This is a genomic window from Clostridium sp. DFI.5.61 (genome assembly GCF_024462915.1).
GTDB lineage: Bacteria > Bacillota > Clostridia > Oscillospirales > Oscillospiraceae > Lawsonibacter > Lawsonibacter asaccharolyticus.
The window spans coordinates 14,402-32,813 of record NZ_JANGBZ010000030.1 but is presented as its reverse complement, the minus strand read 5'-3'; the positions used below and the strand labels follow the sequence as shown (position 1 = coordinate 32,813).

General features: G+C 64.9%; 20 protein-coding genes and 1 pseudogene. 4 read left to right on the top strand and 17 right to left on the bottom strand.

Features of this window, described 5'->3' with window-relative positions:
• Positions 1 to 73 precede the first annotated feature (73 nt).
• The 4 genes from NE584_RS13140 to NE584_RS13125 all read right to left on the bottom strand — a co-directional run bounded on the left by NE584_RS13140 (position 74) and on the right by NE584_RS13125 (position 5,194).
• The gene (locus tag NE584_RS13140; protein ID WP_256183004.1) at positions 74 to 640 is read right to left on the bottom strand and encodes a TetR/AcrR family transcriptional regulator; all 567 of its coding nucleotides are present in this window, start codon (positions 638 to 640) and stop codon (positions 74 to 76) included.
• A 43-nt stretch (positions 641 to 683) separates the two neighbouring features.
• Positions 684 to 2,843 (bottom strand): ABC transporter ATP-binding protein, encoded by a 2,160-nt coding sequence (locus NE584_RS13135; RefSeq protein ID WP_050622952.1) that lies wholly within the window; start codon positions 2,841 to 2,843, stop codon positions 684 to 686.
• Positions 2,843 to 4,633, bottom strand: a complete 1,791-nt coding sequence (locus NE584_RS13130) for an ABC transporter ATP-binding protein (protein ID WP_256183003.1) — start codon at positions 4,631 to 4,633, stop codon at positions 2,843 to 2,845. Before NE584_RS13130 ends, NE584_RS13135 begins: the two co-directional genes overlap by 1 nt.
• Positions 4,634 to 4,717: 84 nt before the next feature.
• Positions 4,718 to 5,194, bottom strand: a complete 477-nt coding sequence (locus NE584_RS13125) for a MarR family winged helix-turn-helix transcriptional regulator (protein WP_050622954.1) — start codon at positions 5,192 to 5,194, stop codon at positions 4,718 to 4,720.
• A gap of 340 nt (positions 5,195 to 5,534) precedes the next feature.
• On the opposite strand from NE584_RS13125, the gene lexA reads away from it, so the two are divergent.
• From lexA to rpsR, 4 genes are all read left to right on the top strand, one after another.
• Positions 5,535 to 6,149 (top strand): transcriptional repressor LexA, encoded by a 615-nt coding sequence (gene lexA / locus NE584_RS13120; protein WP_108980041.1) that lies wholly within the window; start codon positions 5,535 to 5,537, stop codon positions 6,147 to 6,149.
• A gap of 180 nt (positions 6,150 to 6,329) precedes the next feature.
• The gene (gene rpsF, locus NE584_RS13115) at positions 6,330 to 6,626 is read left to right on the top strand and encodes a 30S ribosomal protein S6 (protein ID WP_050622956.1); all 297 of its coding nucleotides are present in this window, start codon (positions 6,330 to 6,332) and stop codon (positions 6,624 to 6,626) included.
• Between the two features lie 13 nt (positions 6,627 to 6,639).
• A complete protein-coding gene (locus NE584_RS13110; protein WP_050622957.1) occupies positions 6,640 to 7,107 on the top strand; it encodes a single-stranded DNA-binding protein in 468 nt (155 codons plus the stop codon).
• Between the two features lie 54 nt (positions 7,108 to 7,161).
• Positions 7,162 to 7,407, top strand: coding sequence for a 30S ribosomal protein S18 (rpsR, locus tag NE584_RS13105; RefSeq protein ID WP_050622958.1), 246 nt, complete (start codon positions 7,162 to 7,164; stop codon positions 7,405 to 7,407).
• Positions 7,408 to 7,457: 50 nt separating this feature from the next.
• Here rpsR and NE584_RS13100 read toward each other — a convergent pair whose 3' ends face one another.
• From NE584_RS13100 to NE584_RS13040, 13 genes and pseudogenes are all read right to left on the bottom strand, one after another.
• Positions 7,458 to 7,925 carry a MarR family winged helix-turn-helix transcriptional regulator gene (locus tag NE584_RS13100; RefSeq protein ID WP_050622959.1) on the bottom strand — a complete coding sequence of 156 codons (468 nt, stop codon included), beginning with the start codon at positions 7,923 to 7,925 and terminating at the stop codon, positions 7,458 to 7,460.
• Between the two features lie 49 nt (positions 7,926 to 7,974).
• Entirely contained in the window at positions 7,975 to 8,415 is a 441-nt protein-coding gene (fabZ, locus tag NE584_RS13095) for a 3-hydroxyacyl-ACP dehydratase FabZ (RefSeq protein WP_256183000.1), read from the bottom strand.
• A gap of 3 nt (positions 8,416 to 8,418) precedes the next feature.
• Positions 8,419 to 9,660, bottom strand: a complete 1,242-nt coding sequence (fabF, locus tag NE584_RS13090; RefSeq protein WP_050622961.1) for a beta-ketoacyl-ACP synthase II — start codon at positions 9,658 to 9,660, stop codon at positions 8,419 to 8,421.
• 20 nt (positions 9,661 to 9,680) lie between these two features.
• Positions 9,681 to 10,424 carry a 3-oxoacyl-[acyl-carrier-protein] reductase gene (gene fabG, locus NE584_RS13085; RefSeq protein ID WP_256182999.1) on the bottom strand — a complete coding sequence of 248 codons (744 nt, stop codon included), beginning with the start codon at positions 10,422 to 10,424 and terminating at the stop codon, positions 9,681 to 9,683.
• A complete protein-coding gene (fabD, locus tag NE584_RS13080; protein WP_050625378.1) occupies positions 10,421 to 11,356 on the bottom strand; it encodes an ACP S-malonyltransferase in 936 nt (311 codons plus the stop codon). Before fabD ends, fabG begins: the two co-directional genes overlap by 4 nt.
• Positions 11,353 to 12,414, bottom strand: coding sequence for a nitronate monooxygenase family protein (locus NE584_RS13075; RefSeq protein ID WP_256182998.1), 1,062 nt, complete (start codon positions 12,412 to 12,414; stop codon positions 11,353 to 11,355). Before NE584_RS13075 ends, fabD begins: the two co-directional genes overlap by 4 nt.
• A gap of 2 nt (positions 12,415 to 12,416) precedes the next feature.
• On the bottom strand, positions 12,417 to 13,343 hold the full coding sequence (locus tag NE584_RS13070) for a nitronate monooxygenase (protein WP_256182997.1): 927 nt from the start codon (positions 13,341 to 13,343) through the stop codon (positions 12,417 to 12,419).
• A gap of 79 nt (positions 13,344 to 13,422) precedes the next feature.
• Positions 13,423 to 14,361 carry a beta-ketoacyl-ACP synthase III gene (locus NE584_RS13065; RefSeq protein WP_050622965.1) on the bottom strand — a complete coding sequence of 313 codons (939 nt, stop codon included), beginning with the start codon at positions 14,359 to 14,361 and terminating at the stop codon, positions 13,423 to 13,425.
• Entirely contained in the window at positions 14,358 to 15,173 is an 816-nt protein-coding gene (locus tag NE584_RS13060; RefSeq protein ID WP_050622966.1) for an acetyl-CoA carboxylase carboxyltransferase subunit alpha, read from the bottom strand. Before NE584_RS13060 ends, NE584_RS13065 begins: the two co-directional genes overlap by 4 nt.
• Positions 15,166 to 16,047, bottom strand: coding sequence for an acetyl-CoA carboxylase, carboxyltransferase subunit beta (gene accD / locus NE584_RS13055; RefSeq protein WP_050622967.1), 882 nt, complete (start codon positions 16,045 to 16,047; stop codon positions 15,166 to 15,168). Before accD ends, NE584_RS13060 begins: the two co-directional genes overlap by 8 nt.
• Before the next feature lie 116 nt (positions 16,048 to 16,163).
• Positions 16,164 to 17,566, bottom strand: a pseudogene (gene accC / locus NE584_RS13050) (acetyl-CoA carboxylase biotin carboxylase subunit).
• 1 nt (position 17,567) lies between these two features.
• Positions 17,568 to 17,999 (bottom strand): acetyl-CoA carboxylase biotin carboxyl carrier protein, encoded by a 432-nt coding sequence (accB, locus tag NE584_RS13045; protein WP_108980046.1) that lies wholly within the window; start codon positions 17,997 to 17,999, stop codon positions 17,568 to 17,570.
• A gap of 3 nt (positions 18,000 to 18,002) precedes the next feature.
• Entirely contained in the window at positions 18,003 to 18,230 is a 228-nt protein-coding gene (locus NE584_RS13040) for an acyl carrier protein (protein WP_050622970.1), read from the bottom strand.
• Positions 18,231 to 18,412: the final 182 nt, after the last annotated feature.

Here is an 18,412-nt window from a genome sequence, read left to right as displayed (position 1 = left end):
CGCCCTGGTGGCCACCCGGTTTGGGGACGGGGCGGGCGTCCCCTCCCGACAGCGGGCCCCCTTTGTCTGGATCTCAGGGCTCTTTCCGCCGGGCCATGCGCTCCAGGGCCGCGGCGATATTTCCCTCCATCACGGTATTGACCCGGCTCACCAGCCTGGCGGGCTCCTCCTTCATGCCCCCCTGCATCCACTCCACCGTCAGCCCCACAAAGGCGTACTTGTAGAAGTGGGCCAGGAAGGCCCGGTCCTCCTCCGGGACCTGGGTCTCCGCCGCCCTCTCCTCCACTACGTCCCGCATCAGCTGGTAGGTCACCCGGTACAGGTAGCCCTCCAGCAGCTCCCGGCTGACGGAGTGGTAGGTATTGCGGACCAGGGCCCGGTTGTCCCGGATGTACTCCAGGACCTGGAGGAACCCCTGCTGCCAGGTGTCCCCGTCCCGCTTTCCCTCCAGCAGGCGCTGGGCGTCGGTGGTGTAGATCCACTCCAGCAGGGCGTAGATATCCTGAAAGTGGTAGTAAAAGGTCTGGCGGTTCACCCCGCACTGCTCGGTGATGTCGGCGATGGTGATCTTATTCAGCGGCTTGTGCTCCAGCAGCTCCTTCAGCGCAGAGGCCAGGGCCCGCTTTGTGATCTGCGACATGGCGCTCCTCCTGTCTCCGGTGCCTTCCGCCCACGTCCGGGGGTCAGGACAGCTGGAACTGACCGGTGTAGAGTTGATAGTAGCGTCCCTTCTGGTCCAGCAGCTCCTGGTGATCGCCCTTCTCCTGGATCTCGCCATGCTCGATGACCACGATGCAGTTGGAGTTGCGGACCGTGGACAGGCGGTGGGCGATGACAAAGACGGTGCGGCCCTCCATCAGGGCATCCATCCCCTGCTCGATGTGCCGTTCGGTGCGGGTGTCGATGGAGGAGGTGGCCTCGTCCAGGATCATCACCGGGGGATCGGCCACGGCCGCCCGGGCAATGGCCAGCAGCTGGCGCTGGCCCTGGGACAGGTTCGCCCCGTCCCCGGTGACCATGGTCTGGTAGCCGTCCGGCAGGCGGCGGATGAAGGAGTGGGCATTGGCGCTCTTAGCGGCGGCGACGCACTCCTCGTCAGTGGCATCCAGCCGTCCGTAGCGGATGTTGTCCATGATGGTGCCGGTGAACAGGTGGGTGTCCTGGAGCACCGCCCCCAGGGAGCGGCGCAGGTCGTCCTTGCGGATGGCCTTCACATCGATGCCGTCATAGGTGATGAGTCCTCCCTCGATCTCATAGAAGCGGTTGATCAGATTGGTGATGGTGGTCTTGCCCGCGCCGGTGGAGCCTACGAAGGCGATCTTCTGGCCCGGGTTGGCGTAGACGGTCACATCTTTCAGGATGCGTTTGCCGGGCACATAGGAGAAGGCCACATGGCTGAACCGGACGGCCCCCTTCAGCTCGGTGAGGTAGTAGTCCTCCCCGGGCACGTTGCGCACGGTGCCCCGGATCAGGTGGAGGGAGGGCTTGCCCGTGTGGTCCTGGTACTTCCAGGCCCAGCCGTGGCCGGCCAGGGCGGCCAGGTCGGTCACTTCGGTGAGCCTGCCGTCAGAAGCCACCTCCACCCAGATGCCCTGGGAGGAGTCCACGCTGGGAGGCAGCAGCTTCAGGCCGCCGCTCTCGGTCCGCTCCGCCTGGCCCAGCTCGGTGAGGGCATCCTTTGCTCCCACCAGCACGGGGACCAGCGCCATGGCCGCGGTCCTTGGAGTCTTCCAGGCCCAGACACGGGGCCGGCCTGCGCCGTCAAAGACGGACAGGGTGCCGTTGGCGTCCTTCTCCGCCCCCACCAGGGTGACGGTCCCCTCGTCCACCTCGGGCTGGGTGTCCATCACCTCAAAGATCCGCTCGGCGCCCGCCAGGGCGGAGAGGAGGGTGGTCATCTGCTGGGAGATCTGGTTCAGGGGCTGGCCCACCTGCTTGGAGTAGTTGAGATAGACCACCAGGCCGCCCAGGTCAAAGCCCTGGATGACAGACAGCAGTCCGCCGAATGCGGCGGTGAGGGCGTAGCTGATGTTCATCAGGTTGCCCGACACGGGCATGATCATGGTGGAGTAGAAGTTGGCCTTCTGTGCCGCGTCCCGGTAGGTCTCATTGAGCTTGCGGAACTGATCCTTGGCCTGCTCCTCGTGGGTGAATGCCTTGACCACCTTCAGCCCCTCGATGATCTCCTGGATGTCGCCGTTCACGTCGCCCAGGGCTGCCTGCTGCTTCTGATAGAAGCGGCGGCTGCGCCCGCCCAGCTTGTTGAACAGCACCATGGTGAGCGCCAGCACCAGGGCGGTGACCAGGAACAGCTTCCAGTTGATGAAAAGCATCATGGCCACCAGGCCCACGAACATCAGGCAGCTGGAGCACATGGAGACCACGCTCTGCTCCAGGGCCAGCTGCACGTTGTCCGCGTCGTTGGTGAAGCGGCTCATCAACTCGCCGTGGGGGTGCTTGTCAAAGTAGGAAAGCGGCAGGTCCTGCAATTTGTCGAACAGGTCCTTGCGCAGCCGGTTGATCCCCCGCTGGGCCAGCCGCACCATGACGGCGGACTGTCCGTAGGTGGCCGCGCAGCCGATGAGGTAGATGCCTACCAGGACCAGGATGGCCCGGCCCAGGCCGGCGAAGTCGGTGCAGCCCGACCAGATGAAGTCGTTGATGATGCCCCGCATCATGTAGGAGCCGCCGATGTTGGTGAACACCGAGATCAGCAGGCATCCGAACACGGCCATCAGGGGCAGCTTGCTGCGGGTGAGATAACCCAGCAGCCTGGATATGGTCTTGCCCAGATCCTTGGGCTTCTGATAGCCCCCCCGGGGGGCGCGATTGGGTCCCGGCATTATTCACCAACTCCTTCCTGCTGAGACTGATAGATCTCCTGATAGATGGGACTGGTAGCCAGCAGCTCCTCATGGGTGCCCCGGGCCGCAATGTGGTCATCCTCCAGAATGAGGATCTCATCGGCGTACTGCACCGAGGAGATCCGCTGGGCAATGATGATGACAGTGGTGTCCTTCAGGTTGGCGGCGAAGGACTCCCGAATGGCCGCCTCTGTGGCTGAGTCCACGGCAGAGGTGGAGTCGTCCAGGATGAGCACCGCCGGCTTGCGGAGCATGGCCCGGGCGATGCACAGTCGCTGCTTCTGGCCGCCGGACACGTTGACGCCGCCCTGGGACAGGCTGGTGTCAAAGCCGTCGGGGAACGACATGATGAAGTCATAGGCCTGGGCGTCCTTGGCCGCCTGGATCATCTCCTCCTCTGTGGCCTCCGGGTTGCCCCACAGCAGATTCTCCCGGATGGTGCCGGAAAAGAGGATGTTGGTCTGGAGCACCATGCCGATGCGGCCCCGGAGCTCCTCCAGGGGGTAGTTCCGCACATCCACCCCGTCCAGCAGCACCTGGCCGCCGGTGACATCGTAGAACCGGGGGATCAGGTTGACCAGAGTGGATTTGCCCGTGCCGGTCCCGCCCACGATGGCCACGAACTGCCCCGGCCTTACATGGAAGCTGATGTGGGAGAGCACGTCGTCCCCGCTGCCCGAGGCCACATATTTGAAGGAGACGTCCCGGAACTCCACCTCGCCCCTGGGGGCGGGCAGGACGTGGTCCGTTCCGTCCGCCGCCTCCCCGGGGAGGGCCGCCCGGCAGATCTCCCCCTCCGGCTTGTTCTCCACAGAGGGCTCTGTCTCCAGCACCTCCTTGATGCGGTGGGCGCAGGCCTGAGCCCGGGAGAGCTGGAGCAGGGACATGGCCACCATCATCACGCTCATGAGGATCTGCACGATGTAGTTGATGAAGGCCTGGAGGTCGCCCAGTTCAAAGGTGCCCCCCATGACCATGCCTCCGCCGAAGTAGAGCACCGCCACTGTGGCCCCGTTGAGGGCCAGCATCATCACCGGCATGATCGCAATGATCCGCAGGCCCACCGCCAGAGCGGCGTCCATCAGCTCATCGTTGGACTTCTTGAACTTGATGCGCTCGTAGCCCTCCCGGACAAAGGCCTTCACCACTCGGATGGCCACCAGATTCTCCTGGAGCGTATTGTTCAGGTTGTCGATCTTGGTCTGCATGGTCTCAAAGAGCTTGGTGCACACCTTCATCAGAATGCCGATCACCAGCACCATCAGAGGAATGACCACCACCAGCACCAGTGCCAGCCTGGCATTCAGATAGAAGCTGATACACAGGGCGGCCACCAGCATCACTGGAGCCCGTACCAGCATCCGCAGACCCATGGCCAGCATCATGGTCATGGCATTGACATCGTTGGTCATACGGGTGATGAGGGAGGCGGAGGAGAAACGGTCAATGTCCGCAAAGGAGAACTCCTGCACCTTGTCGAAGAGGCACTGGCGCAGATTGGCGCCAAAGCCCTGGCTGGCAAAGGCAGAATACTTGGCCGCCAGCACACCGCACAGCATGGCCACGCCCGCCAGCACCAGCATCACCGCACCCAGCTGAAAAATGTAAGTCTCGTCGCCGGCTGGGATGGCCGTATCCACGATCTCTGCCATGACCAGGGGCAGCAGCAGCTCACAGATGACCTCCACCACGATGAGGATGGGAGACCAGACCGCCTGCCGCTTGTAGCCCTGCAGGTGGGTCAGAAACAACTGAAGCAAATCGATCATCTTCCTTTCTTGGTTTTTTAAGAAGCTTATGGTCAAAATGACGAGAAATCCAGCCGCGCGCCCGCCGCTTCATCGTTCCCGCCCTCAGGCAAGGGGAGAAGCCCGCACGCCGGCCAGGGGAGCCTGGAGGTTCTCCAGCATCCGCAGATAGAAGCCCCGCATCACTGCCTGCTCCTCGGTGGTAAAGCCGGTGAACATTCTGCGGGTCACCCGCTGCAGGCAGGCGAAGCAGTCGTCCACCGCCTTCTCCCCCTTGGCGGTCAGCCGCACCCGGTTCCTCCGGGCGTCCCCAGGCTCCGGCTCCCGGTGAATATACCCCTTTTTCTCCAGGGATTTCAGGGATGCTGCCACTGCGGGCGGCGAAATGTTCAGCAGCTCCGCCAGCTCCCTCTGGGCCTGCCCGTCCGGGCAGCGCTCCCCCGCGCTGCGCAGGATGCACAGCAGAAGGGGATGGCCCACTTCCTGCAGTCCCGCCGCGCTCAATTCCGCCTGCACCGCATTCCGATGCGCCTGATGCATCTGGTGTTCCAACACACCCAGATCCATGTTCAGACTGGACATATCTCCGCCCCCTTACGGAATATTTTTCAATCATTAACGGCTTAATAATTAACATGCTGATTATTTTAGCATTCGGCCATAAAAAGTCAAGGGGAGCCCTGTATGTTTCAAAAATTGTTCATAAATGGACCGGCCCTCCCCTCTGCGGAGGCTGCGTCCCCGTGTAGGGCGTAGTGCCCCCATCGGCCCTGCACGGGATACAGGCCCCACCACTCCCCATCCTCCATTTATTTCATTTTCAGAAAGCTTATTGGGAACATTCGTTTGACTTTTTTGCTTTCCTGTGCTATGCTTTTATTAAATGAACCGACGACGCCCATCTGTGGAAAGGAGTCAGACCATGGAGAAACTCACTGCGAAGCAGCAGAAGATCTACGACTACATCCAGACCTTTTCCGCGGAACATGGCTATCCCCCTTCTGTCCGTGAGATCGGCGCGGCTGTGGGTCTCAAGTCCCCCTCCACCGTCCATTTCCATCTGAAGGGGCTGGAGGAGGCTGGCGTCATCATCAAGGCAGAGGGCAAGACCCGGGCCATCACCCTGTCCGGCACCGGCCGGCCGGTGGCGGAGGAGCAGGACCCCCACGCCGATCAGATCCCGGTGGTGGGCAGTGTGGCTGCCGGCTCCCCCATCCTGGCGGAGGAGTGCATTGAGGACTACCTCACCTTTGATACCCAGGGCCTGTCCGGGGAGCACTTCGCCCTGCGGGTGCGGGGGGAATCTATGCTGGACGCCGGCATCCTGCCCGGGGACTTAGTGGTGGTCCACCGCCAGCAGGAAGTCCACAGCGGTGAGATCGTGGTGGCCCTGTTTGAGGATGAGGCCACCGTCAAGACCTATCGCCGGAAGGACGGCCATGTGTGGCTCATGCCGGCCAACGACGACTATACCCCCATCGACGGCGACCGGGCCGAGATCCTGGGCAAGGTGGTGGCGGTAGTCCGCCGCTACTGAGTCCCGCCCCGGTGTTTTTCCTGCCTCTGAAATAAAATTTTTGCCAGATCCCCGGGATTTTCTCTTGACATCCCGGGGATTTCCTATATAATAATTAAGCCTGTCTTTCTGATGAGACAGGAGATATCCTTGCTCCCGGGTCTTCCGGGGGCCATATGTCCATAAGGAGGTGCAAGAACTATGGCAAAAATCAACGCGAACTACGAGGCGCTCTACATCCTGGACCCCGCCCTGGGCGAGGAGGAGATCACCGCTCTGGTGGAGAAGTTCAAGGGTGTGGTGGAGGCCAACGGGACCGTCTCTGAGATCGATCAGTGGGGCAAGCGCCGTCTGGCTTATCCCATCAACGACCTGAACGAGGGCTACTACGTCCTGATGACTTTCAATGCCGCCGCCGCCATTCCCCACGAGCTGGACCGTCTGTTCCGGATCAACGACAGCGTGATGCGTTCCCTGATCGTCTGCAAGGACCAGTGAGGGAGGCGGGCATATGCTCAACAAGATCATCCTCATGGGTCGTCTGACCCGTGACCCCGAGCTCCGGCACACCCAGACCGGGACGGCTGTGGCCTCCTTCTCTCTGGCAGTGGACCGGGACTTTAAGGACAAGGCCACCGGCGACCGCACCACCGATTTCATTGATGTGGTTGCCTGGCGGCAGACCGGCGAGTTTGTCAGCCGCTACTTCACCAAGGGCCGCATGGCCGTGGTGGAGGGCCGCCTCCAGATCCGCGACTGGACGGACAAGGACGGCAACAAGCGCCGCAGTGCCGAGGTGGTTGCCGATAACGTCTATTTCGGTGACTCCAAGCGGGACGCGGAATCCGCCGGCCCGTACAGCGGAGGCTATTCCGCCCCTTCCGGCGGGCGTTCTCCCGCCCCCTCCGGCTTCGGCGCCCCCGACATGGGCGACCAGTTTGCCGAGCTTTCTGATGACGACGGGGAGCTGCCCTTCTGAGAGGGGACACCCGTGATACTTTGACCGATATGGTCTGAAAAGGAGGTTTCTCTCATGCCTATGGATCGTGATAACCGGGGCCCTCGCGGCCGCAAGCGCCGCAAGGTCTGCGCCTTCTGCGTGGACAAGGTGGAGTGCATCGACTATAAGGACGCCGCCAAGCTGCGCCGTTATATCTCCGAGCGGGCCAAGATCCTGCCCCGCCGCACCACCGGCACCTGCGCCATGCATCAGCGCCAGCTGACTGAGGCCATCAAGCGCGCCCGTCAGGTCGCCCTGCTGCCCTACGTCACTGACTGATCGAGCTTTATATGGATAAAAACCCGGCGATCCTGTGATCGCCGGGTTTTTTATGCCTGTTCTGCTTGATGGATCTGGTCCCCCAGGGGGATCTCGGGCATCAGCTCCCGGGAGATGATCTCCAGCATCCCCTCCAGCTTGGCCACGTCCTCCGGGGAAAAGCGGGCCCGGATACGGCTCATGACAGTGTTGAGATAATGATAGCTGATGTTGTAATAATCCAGATACTTCTGGGTCGCCACCAGGTGGTACTCCCGCTTATCCTCCTGGGACTGCCGCTTTTCTACATACCCCTTCTGGACCAGGCTGTTGATCTTGTAGGCCGCGTTGGGGGGAGAGATGCCCACGAAATTAGAAAACTCGTTCACCGTGGGCTCCCCCAGGGCCAGGATGATCTCCATGCAGAAGGTCTCCACTGTGGTCAGCGTGGCCTCCCGCCGCTTGAAACGCCCGAACACCGCCCGGTAAAAATGCAGCTTGAATTTGGTGTACACCTCGTTAAAATCCTTCTCCAGCAAGATGGCCCCCTCCTCTTTTCCCCTGTTTTCTCTGCTGGAGTCCATTTTATCAGGGATCGCCCGGCTGTGCAACAGCGAAGGTCAATTCTCCCTGGGCCGCCAGCTTGCCGTTCACCCGGGCCTCCGCCTTGCCGAAGCCCACGCTGCCCACCTGGCGGGTCAGCTCACAGCGCAGCTCCAGCACGTCTCCAGGCACCACCTGGCGCTTGAACCGGGCGTTCTTGATCCCCCCGAAGAAGGCCAGCTTCCCCTTGTTCTCCGGCAGGGACAGGATAGCCACAGCCCCCACCTGGGCCAGCGCTTCCATAATGAGCACTCCGGGCATCACGTGATACCCCGGAAAGTGGCCCGCGAAGAAGGGCTCGTTCACAGTGACGCATTTGATGCCCTGGGCCCAGACGCCGGGCTCTCCGCCGGTGATGCGGTCCACCAGCAGAAAGGGCGGGCGGTGGGGCAGGATCTCCTGGATCTGATTGGCGTCAAACTCCATGTCTCAGCCCTCCCACTTCTGGAACACCAGGCAGGCGTTGTGCCCGCCGAAGCCCAGAGAATTGGATATGGCGCAGCGGATGTCCGCCTCCCGGCCCTCGTTGGGCACGATGTCCAGGTCACAGGCCGGGTCCGGGACCTGATAGTTGATGGTGGCGGGGACAAACCCATCCTTCAGGGCCAACACACACAGGGCAGCCTCCACCGCGCCGCTGGCTCCCAGCAGGTGGCCGGTCATGGACTTAGTGGAGCTGACCATCAGCCGGTCCGCGTGGGCGCCGAACACCCGGCGGATGGCGGCGGTCTCCCCGCTGTCGTTGAGGGGGGTGGAGGTTCCGTGGGCGTTGATGTAGTCCACCGCCTCCGGGGCCAGGCCGGCATCGGCCAGGGCCTGCTCCATGCAGGCGGCGCTCCAGGCGCCCTCCGGGTCGGGGGCGGTGATGTGGTAGGCGTCGCAGGTGGCGCCGTAGCCGGTGATCTCGCCCAGGATCTGGGCCCCTCGGGCCCTGGCGTGCTCCAGCTCCTCCAGGATCAGCACCGCGGCCCCCTCGCCCATGACGAAGCCGCTGCGCTCCTTGTCAAAGGGGATGGAGGCACGGCTGGGATCGGAGGCGTCGGTCAGGGCGCTCATAGAGGTGAATCCGCCCATGGCCAGGGGCGTGATGGAGGCCTCGGCTCCGCCGGCCACCATCACCTCGGCGTAGCCGTCCCGGATGTGGCGGAAAGCGTCACCCACCGCATTGGCGCCGCCGGCGCAGGCCGCCACCGGGCAGATGCACATGCCGTGCAGTCCGAAGCGGATGGCGATATGGCCGGCCGCCAGGTTGGTGATCACCATGGGGATGAAGAAGGGGGAGACCCGGTCAAAGCCCCGGCTCTGCCCAGTCTCGCAGGAGGTCTGGAGGGTGCCGATGCCGCCGATGCCGCTGGACAGGGCGACGCCGATCCGGGCCCTGTCCTCCCGCTCCAGATCCAGGCCGCTGTGGGCCATGGCCTCCGCGGCCGCCGTTACGGCAAACTGGGCGAAGCGGTCCATCCGCCGGATCTCCTTCTTCTCCAGCACGCCGGAGGGGTCGAACTCCTTCACCTCGCCGGCCAGGGACACCTTCTGGGCGGAGTGGTCATAGAGGGTGATGGGGGCGATACCGCACACACCCGCTTTGGCCGCCTCCCAGGTTTCCCGGGCGGTATGGCCCAGGGGGGTGACCGCGCCCAGGCCGGTGATAACTACTCGTCTTTTTTCCATAGCAGTTTCCTTTCTGCGGCTCAAACCGCCATTCCTCCGTCCACGCACAGCACCTGGCCCGTGACATAGCCGGCGCCCTCGCCAGCAAAGAAGGCCACCGCCCGGGCCACGTCCTCCGCCGCGCCCAGCCGCTTCATGGGGATAGTGGACAGCAGGGCCTCCCGCGCCCCCTCCGGCAGGGCATCGGTCATATCGGTGGTGATAAAGCCAGGGGCCACCACGTTGACGGTGACGTTCCGGGTGGCCAGCTCCTTGGCCAGGGACTTGGACAGACCAATGAGACCCGCCTTGCTGGCGGAGTAGTTGGTCTGGCCGGCGTTGCCCCGCAGGCCCACTACGCTGCTGATGTTGACTACCCGGCCGCTCTTCTGGCGCATCATGGTCTTATAGGCGGCCCGCATACAGTGGAAGGCCCCCTTTAGGTTGGTGTCCAGCACCGCGTCCCAGTCTGCCTCGGGCATCCGCAGCATCAGGCCGTCCCGGGTGATGCCTGCGTTGTTCACCAGGATGTCCAGCCGGCCCAGCTGCTCCAGCACCTGAGCCACCATTGCGTCGCAGGCCGCAGCGTCAGCCACATCGGCCCGGATGACCACTGCCCGCACGCCCAGCTCCCGGCACGCCTGGGCCGTCTCCTGGGCCGCAGCCTCGTTCCCGGCGTAGTTCACCGCCACGTCCGCCCCCTGGCGGGCCAGCTCCAGACAGACCGCCCGGCCGATCCCCCGGCTCCCGCCGGTGACCAGGGCCACTTTTCCCTTCAAGCTCATGCCTGCTCTCCTTTCAGCGCCTCACACAGCTTCTCGATGTCCTCCACCGTCTCCACCGCGTAGGTCTTGATGCCCTTTTCCGTCTTTTTCACAAATGCGGACAGAGCCTTGCCCGGCCCGATCTCCACGATGGTGTCCACGCCCATCCCCGCCATGGCGCGGATGGTGTCCTCCAGATAGACGCTGCTCTGAACCTGGCGCACCAGCAGCTCCGGGATGGTCTCTCCCGCCTCCATGGGACCGCCCTTGCAGTTGAACAGCACCGGGAAGCTCATCTCCCCAAAGGCGACGCTGCGGAACTTTTCCGCCAGAGCCTCCCCCGCGGGCGCCATCAGGGAGGTGTGGAAGGGGCCGCTCACCTTCAGCGGCACCACCCGCTTGGCCCCCGCCTGGAGGGCCAGCTCACCCGCCTTCTCCACGGCGGCGGCGTCCCCGGCGATGACCAGCTGGGTGGGGCAGTTGTAGTTGGCGATCTCCACCACACCGGCCTCTCCGGCCTGACGGCAGCACTCCGCCAGCTGCTCCCGGCCCAGCATCAGCACCGCGGCCATGCCGCAGGGCCGGTCCTGCACCGCCTGGGCCATGGCTTTCCCCCGGAAGGCAACCAGCTCCACCGCCGTCTTGGAGTCGAACGCCCCGGCGGCCTGGAGGGCGGAGTACTCGCCCAGGCTCAGGCCGGCGGCCACCTCCGGGATGATTCCCTTCTCCCGCAGCACCGCCGTCACCCCGGCGGCAAAGGCCACCATGCAGGGCTGGGTGTACTGGGTCTGGGACAGTTTCTCCTCCGGTCCCTCGAAGCACAGCTCTTTCAGGTCAAAGTCCAGCTGGGCGCTGTCCAGCACCTGCCGGAAGGCGGGATAAGTCTCGTACAGGTCCCGCCCCATTCCCGGGTGCTGGGTGCCCTGCCCCGCATATAAAAAGGCCAATTTCATGCCAATGCCCTCCATTCTCTTATCAGCTCCTCCATCAGCTCCCGGACGGAGCACATCCGGTCAAGCAGGCCCACGCTGGCCCCGCTGAAAAACAGGCCCTCCTCCCGGTTGCCCTTCACCGCCTGGATCAGCGCGTGGGTAATGCAGAAGGGGATCTCCGAGGGCCGGCAGCCCTGCATACACTGGGCGCACCACTGGGGCACCAGCCGTTCCCCCGCCTCCAGCCGGCGGATCAGCGGGGTGCGCACCGCGCGCCCCGGCATCCCCACCGGGCTGTGGATGATGGCCAGGTCCTCCTCCCGGGCCTCCAGCAGCACGTCCTTATAGCCCTGGGAGGCGTCGCACTCCCAGGTGGCGATGAAGCGGGTGGCCAGCTGGACCCCCGCCGCCCCCAGCCGGGTGAGCCGGGCCATGTCCGCCCCGCTCCAGATCCCGCCTGCGGGAAAGACCGGGATGGGGTGCCCGTATTTTTCCTCGTAGGGGGCCGTCTCCGCCAGCACACCGGGGAGCAGGTCCTCCAAGGAGGGACAAGTCCCCTCCTTCAGTGCCTCCTCCCCAAAGCCCAGGTGCCCCCCCGCCCTGCTCCCCTCCAGCACCAGGAAGTCGGCGGTGGTCTGGTACTTTCTGTCCCAGGTCTTAAGGAGCAGCCGGGCTGCCCGGGGGCTGGACACGATGGGGGCGATGGCTGTCTTCCCCTGGGTCAGCGCGGGCAGCTCCAGGGGCAGGCCCGCACCGCAGACTACCGCGTCCACCCCGGCGGCCACTGCGGTGCGGACCGCATCGGCAAACTGCCGGGTGGCCACCATGGCATTGACCGCCACCATCCCAGCCCCCCGGGCCAGCTCCTTCGCTCTGCCGATCTCCCGGCGCAGGGCCCGCAGGTTGGCACCGGCGGGGTCGGTGGGGAAGTCCGGCTCCTGATAGCCCGCGTCTGCGGTGCTGATGGTGCCCATGCCGCCGCAGGCGGCCACCGCGCCCGCCAGGCCGCCCAGGGAGACGCCCACCCCCATGCCGCCCTGGAGAACGGGAATGGAGAGGTGATGTCCTCGTATCTCCATTCTTATCCTCTCAGCTCCGCCAGGCGGCGGTCGCAGCCCGCGGAGAGCTCCTCGAAAATCTGCCGCAGGGGCTTGATCTCGTGGAGCATCCCGGCCACCTGTCCGGCCATCAGGCTTCCCGTCTTGGTGTCCCCGTCAAAGACAGCCCGGCGCAGGCTGCCCAGGGTGTACTGCTCGAGCTCCATCATGGTGGCGCCGGCCCGCTCTTTGGAGACATAGGTGCGGGCCATCTGATTCTTCAGGATGCGTACCGGGGTGCCGGAGATCCGGCCGGTGACGATGGTGCCGCTGTCCTTGGCTTTCAGGATGGCCTGCTTATAGTTTTCATGAATGGGGCACTCCTGGCTGACCAGCAGGCAGGTGCCCACTTGGGCGCCGCAGGCCCCCAGGGCATAGGCGGCCAGCAGCTGCCGGCCGTCGGCGATGCCGCCGGCGGCCACTACGGGCAGATCCACGGCGTCGCACACCTGGGGAACCAAGGCCATGGTGGTCAGCTCACCCACGTGTCCGCCGGACTCGGTGCCCTCGGCGATGACCGCGTCTGCGCCGGCCCGCGCCGCCACCTTAGCCACCGCCACCGCGGGGACCACGGGGAGCACTTTGGCGCCGTACTCCTTCCAGACAGGGATATAGGCGCCGGGGTTGCCCGCGCCGGTGGTGACCACCATCACCCGCTCCTCCGCCACCACCCGGACCATCTCTTCCACCCGGGGGTGCATCAGCATCACATTGACGCCGAAGGGCCTGTCGGTCAGTTCTCGGCACCGGCGGATGTTCTCCCGCAGGCTGTCCGGTGTCATGCCGCCCGCGCCGATCAGGCCCAGGGCCCCAGCGTTGGAGACGGCGGCGGCAAATTCACCGGTGGCAATGTTGGCCATGCCGCCCTGGATAAAGGGGAACTCCGTCCCCAAAAGCTCATTCAATTTCATGGTTTCCTCCCGCATCCGCCCCTCGAGGCAGTTTGTTTGTCATCCCCACGTCCCCAGCGGAAAGAGCGCCCGGCGCTCCTCACCACCGGAACATTGCTCCGCCCCAGGTCAGCCCGGCGCCGAAGCCCAGGCACATGATCCACTGTCCCGGCCGCAGCAGCTCCTGCTCCGCCATCTCGTCCAGCGCAATGGGGATGGTGGCGGCCGAGGTGTTGCCGTACCGGCCGATGTTCTCATAGAACCGCTCCATGGGGACCTTCATCCGCTTAGCCACCCCCTCCAGGATGCGGTGGTTGGCCTGGTGGAGCACATACCAGTCGATCTGGTCCCTGTCCATCCCGGCCTTGTCCAGCAGGGACCGGGCCAGCTCCGGGACAGTCTTGAGGGCAAATTGAAAGACTTCCTGGCCGTTCATGTGGAGGTAGGCCGGGTGGTTGCCCGGGCCCGCCGCCCACAGGGCCTCCCGGTTGCCCCGGGTGCCCAGCAGGGCGTGCCAGGGGGCCCCCTCCGTGCTTTTGACCACTGCGGCACCCGCTCCGTCTCCGAAGAGGATGCAGGTGGAGCGGTCATCCATATCGGTAATGCGGCTGAGCAGCTCGCCGCCCACCAGCAGAGCGCAGGGCCGGGCCATCCGGGGCAGCATGGCCGCCGCGGTCTCCATGGCGTAGAGGAAGCCGGTGCAGCCGGCGCTCAGGTCAAAAGCGGGACAGTCCTCCGGCAGGCCCAGCTCCTGGTGGAGCAGGCACGCCTGGGAGGGGGTGATCCAGTCCGGCGTGACAGTGGCCATCAGGCACAGACCGATGTCCTGGGGGCCGACCCCCGCCCGCTCCATGGCCCGCCGGGCGGCGGCTACGGCCAGTTGGGTCAGGGTCTCCCCCTGGGCGAAGCGCCGCTCCCGGATGCCGGTGCGGCTGACGATCCAGTCGTTGCTGGTCTCCACCCGCCGGGCCAGGTCGTCGTTGGTCACGATATGGTCGGGCAGGCAGCGGCCAGTGCCCAAAATGCTCAGTCCGTTCATGGATTCTCCTTCCAGGGGGCGGCGCTCCCCATTCTGCGAAATTTCTCCTGCCGGCGGGCGGCAAAGCTGCCCTCTTTGACCACCCGGGCCAGGGCGGCGGACAGGCTGCGGTCCACCGCCTCAAACACCTCCTGGGGGTCACTGTGGGCCCCGCCCTCCGGCTCGGGGATCACCTCATCCGCCACCCCCAGCTCCAGCAGGTCGGCGGCAGTCATGCGCATCAGTTCCGCCGCCTCCCCGCTGCGGCCGGCGTCCTTCCACAGGATGGAGGCGAACCCCTCGGGGGAGAGGATGGAGTACACCGCGTTCTCCAGCATCAGCACCCGGTTGGCCACGGCCAGCGCCAGCGCGCCGCCGCTGCCCCCCTCGCCGATGACCACAGTGACCACCGGGACGGTGAGGCAGCTCATCCGGGCGATGGTGGAGGCGATGGCCTCGCCCTGCCCCCGGGCCTCGGCCTCCAGCCCCGGATAAGCCCCCGGCGTGTCCACAAAGGTGATGACCGGGCGCTTGAATTTCTCCGCCTGGTCCATCAGCCTCTGGGCCTTGCGGTATCCCTCCGGCCCCGGCATACCGAAGTTGTAGGCCACATTTTCCTCCAGAGTCTTGCCCTTCCGGTGTCCGATCACCGTCACAGGGTGCCCCTTGTAGAGGGCGATGCCCCCCAGGATGCTGGGGTCCTCCCGGTTCTGCCGGTCCCCTTTCTGCTCAAAAAAGTCGGTAAACAGGGCAGCAATAAAGTCCGCCGTCCCGGGCCGGGCAATATGCCGGGCCAGCACCACCCGCTGGGCTGCGGTCAGGATCTCAGCCACGGAACGTCCCTCCTTTCTCGTGCAGGCGCAGCAGTTTGGAGATGGTGGCCCGCATCTCGCCCCGGGGGACGATCCGGTCTACAAAGCCGTGCTCCTCCAGGTACTCCGAGCGCTGGAACCCCTCCGGCAGAGTCTGTCCGATGGTCTGCTCGATGACCCGGGGGCCGGCAAAGCCGATGAGGGCCCCCGGCTCCGCCAGGGTGATGTCCCCCAGGGAGGCGAAGGAAGCGGTGACCCCGCCGGTGGTGGGATGGGTCAGAAAGGAGATGTACAGCCCGCCCGCCTCCCGGAAGCGCTGGATGGCAGCGGAGGTCTTGGCCATCTGCATCAGGGAGAGGATCCCCTCCTGCATCCGGGCCCCGCCGCTGGCGGAGAAAATGATGAGGGGCAGCCTGTTCCGCTGGGCATATTCCACGCAGCGTGTCACCTTCTCCCCCACGGCCGCTCCCATGCTGCCCATAAAGAAGCGGCTGTCCAGGGCGGCGGCGGCCACGCTGCGGCCCTCCACCCGGCCCCGGGCGGTGACCACCGCCTCCATCAGGCCAGTCTTATCCCGCTGGCGCTCCAGCTTCTCCTCATATCCGGGGAAACCCAGCACATTGGGGGCCACCAGGTCCTGGTCCAGCTCCCGGAAGCTCTTGGAGTCCAGCAGCATGGCCAGCCGCAGGTAGGCCCCGATGGTGTGGTGGTATCCGCACTTCGTACAGACATACAGGCTGTGGGACAGTTCCGTCTTGGGCACCACCGCCCCGCAGCTGGGGCACTTATCGAACACAGGCCGGGCCGCCAGCCTTTTGGGCTCGCCGTCCTCCCCCTTCCGCCGGGCCCGCAGCTCCATCAGCCGGGCCTTCCGGCGGGCAAAGATCTCTTCCATAGCGCTCCTTCCATCGCACAGGCCGGAGCGGAGGGACCTCTCCCTCCGCTCCGCGCCGTTCAACCGGGTCCTCCGGCTGAAAAGGTTCCTATCTCACCATCCGGCGGGGACGGGACTCACCCCTCCGTCCCGCAGTCCCAGGCCATCAGGGTCTCCAGATTTTCTTCCAAGAATCCCGTGTGGTACTGCCCCTTTACAAAGTCGGGCTGATAGAGGATCAGATGGCACAGTTCTGCGGTGGTCACCATCCCCTGGATCATCAGCTCCTCCAGCGCCCGGCGCATCCGGCGCACCGCCTCCAGCCGGGTGGGGGCCCACACCACCACCTTGGCGCACAGGGAGTCATAGTAGGGCGGCATCTGGTAGCCGCTGAACAGGGCGGTGTCCACCCGCACCCCGGGCCCGCCGGGGAGATGAAGAAATTCCACCCGTCCCGGGCTGGGCCGAAAGCCCTCCCTGGGGTCCTCCGCGTTGATGCGGCACTCCATGGCACAGCCGGACAGCCGGACCTCCTCCTGCCCCACGCTCAGGGGCAGGCCCGCCGCGATGCGCAGCTGTTCCCGCACCAGGTCCAGCCCCGTGACGAACTCGGTCACCGGGTGCTCCACCTGGATGCGGGTATTCATCTCAATAAAGTAGAACCGCCCATCCTCATCCAGCACGAATTCGATGGTACCCGCGCTCTCGTAATGGGCGGCCCGGGGGGGCCGGGCCGCGCCCCGGGCCCGCCCCCCCCCCCCCGGACGGCGGCCTGGCCCATCTCCTCCCGCAGCTGGGGGGTGAGGGCCCGGGAGGGGGACTCCTCGATCAGCTTCTGATTCTTCCGCTGGATGGAGCAGTCCCGCTCCCCCAGATGGATCACATTGCCCTGGGAGTCGGCCAGGATCTGAAACTCGATGTGGCGGGGGTGGAGGATCAGCTTCTCCACATACAGCTCCCCGTTGCCGAAGCAGGCCACTGCCTCAGACTGGGCGGCCTGGAACAGGGCCGGCAGGTCCTCCGGCCGGTCCACCCGGCGCATCCCGCGGCCTCCGCCGCCGGCAGAGGCCTTCACCAGCACGGGGTAGCCCACCTCGTCCGCCACCCGGCGGGCCTCCTCCAGGTCCACAGCCCCCTCGGAGCCCGGGACCACGGGCACGCCGGAGCGGCGCATCAGCGCCTTGGCCGCCGCCTTGCTCCCCATCTGCCGGATCACGTCGCCGGAGGGACCGATAAACTTCAGCCCGCACTTGGCGCACAGGTCGGCAAAGTCCGGATTTTCAGAGAGGAAGCCGTATCCGGGATGGACAGCGTCACAGCCTGTCTCTACCGCCGCCGTCAGGATGGCGGCCTGGTTCAGATAGCTTTCCGCTGCCCGGGCCGGACCGATGCACACCGCCCGGGTGGCCAGCTGGACATGGAGGGCGTCCCGGTCGGCGGCGGAGTACACCGCCACTGTCTCGATCTCCAGCTCCCGGCAGGCCCGGATGATCCGCACCGCGATCTCGCCCCGGTTGGCAATCAAAACCCTCCGGAACATTTCAGACCTCCCGGATGCGGAACATGGGGGCGTCAAAGCCCACCAGTTCTCCGTCCTTCACCAGCACTTCCTCAATGATGCAGTCCGCCGGAGCGGGGACCTCGCTCATCATCTTCATGGCTTCCAGCACACAGACGGTCTGTCCCTTCCGCACCTGGTCGCCCGCTTTGACAAAGGGGGCCTCCCCCGGGGCGGGGGCGGCGTAGAAGGTGCCCACCAGGGGGGCGTTCAGGGTCTGCCCCTCCTCCGCCGGAGCGGGCTGGGGCGCAGCCGCTCCAGGGGCCGCCGGGGCGGCCTGGATCTCCGGGGCAACCGAAACGGGGGCGGTCCCCTTCTCCAGGCGCAGGCGCAGGTTGCCCTCCTCCAGCTCTAGCACGGTACAGGCGGAGGTGTCGAACCGGTCCATCAGAGCCTTGATCTCATTCAGATCCATGGCTTACTGATGCTCCTCCAGCAGACGGACGATATCGCCCACAGTGACGATGCTCTTCAGCTCCTCGTCGGTGAGGGAGAAGCCCAGCACGTCGTTCAGCGCCAGATTCAGCTCCACGGCGTCCAGAGAATCGGCCTCCAGGTCGTCCACCAGGCTGGCTTCCATGGTGATCTGCTCGGGCTCACAGCTCAGGGTATCCAGAATGACCTCTTTGACCTTCTCAAACATAATAAAAACACTCCTTGTCGAATTTTAGTTCAAATTATTTAATTAAAATAATTTAGTGATATTCTAACAAGCCTTGGAAAAAAGTCAATTGTGAGTTTTCACAATTGTGTCCTCTCCGCCCGCTTTTCTTCTTTTTTAATTTTCATTTTCCTCTCCCTTTTTCCTGCAAAGGCAGAAAAAACCGC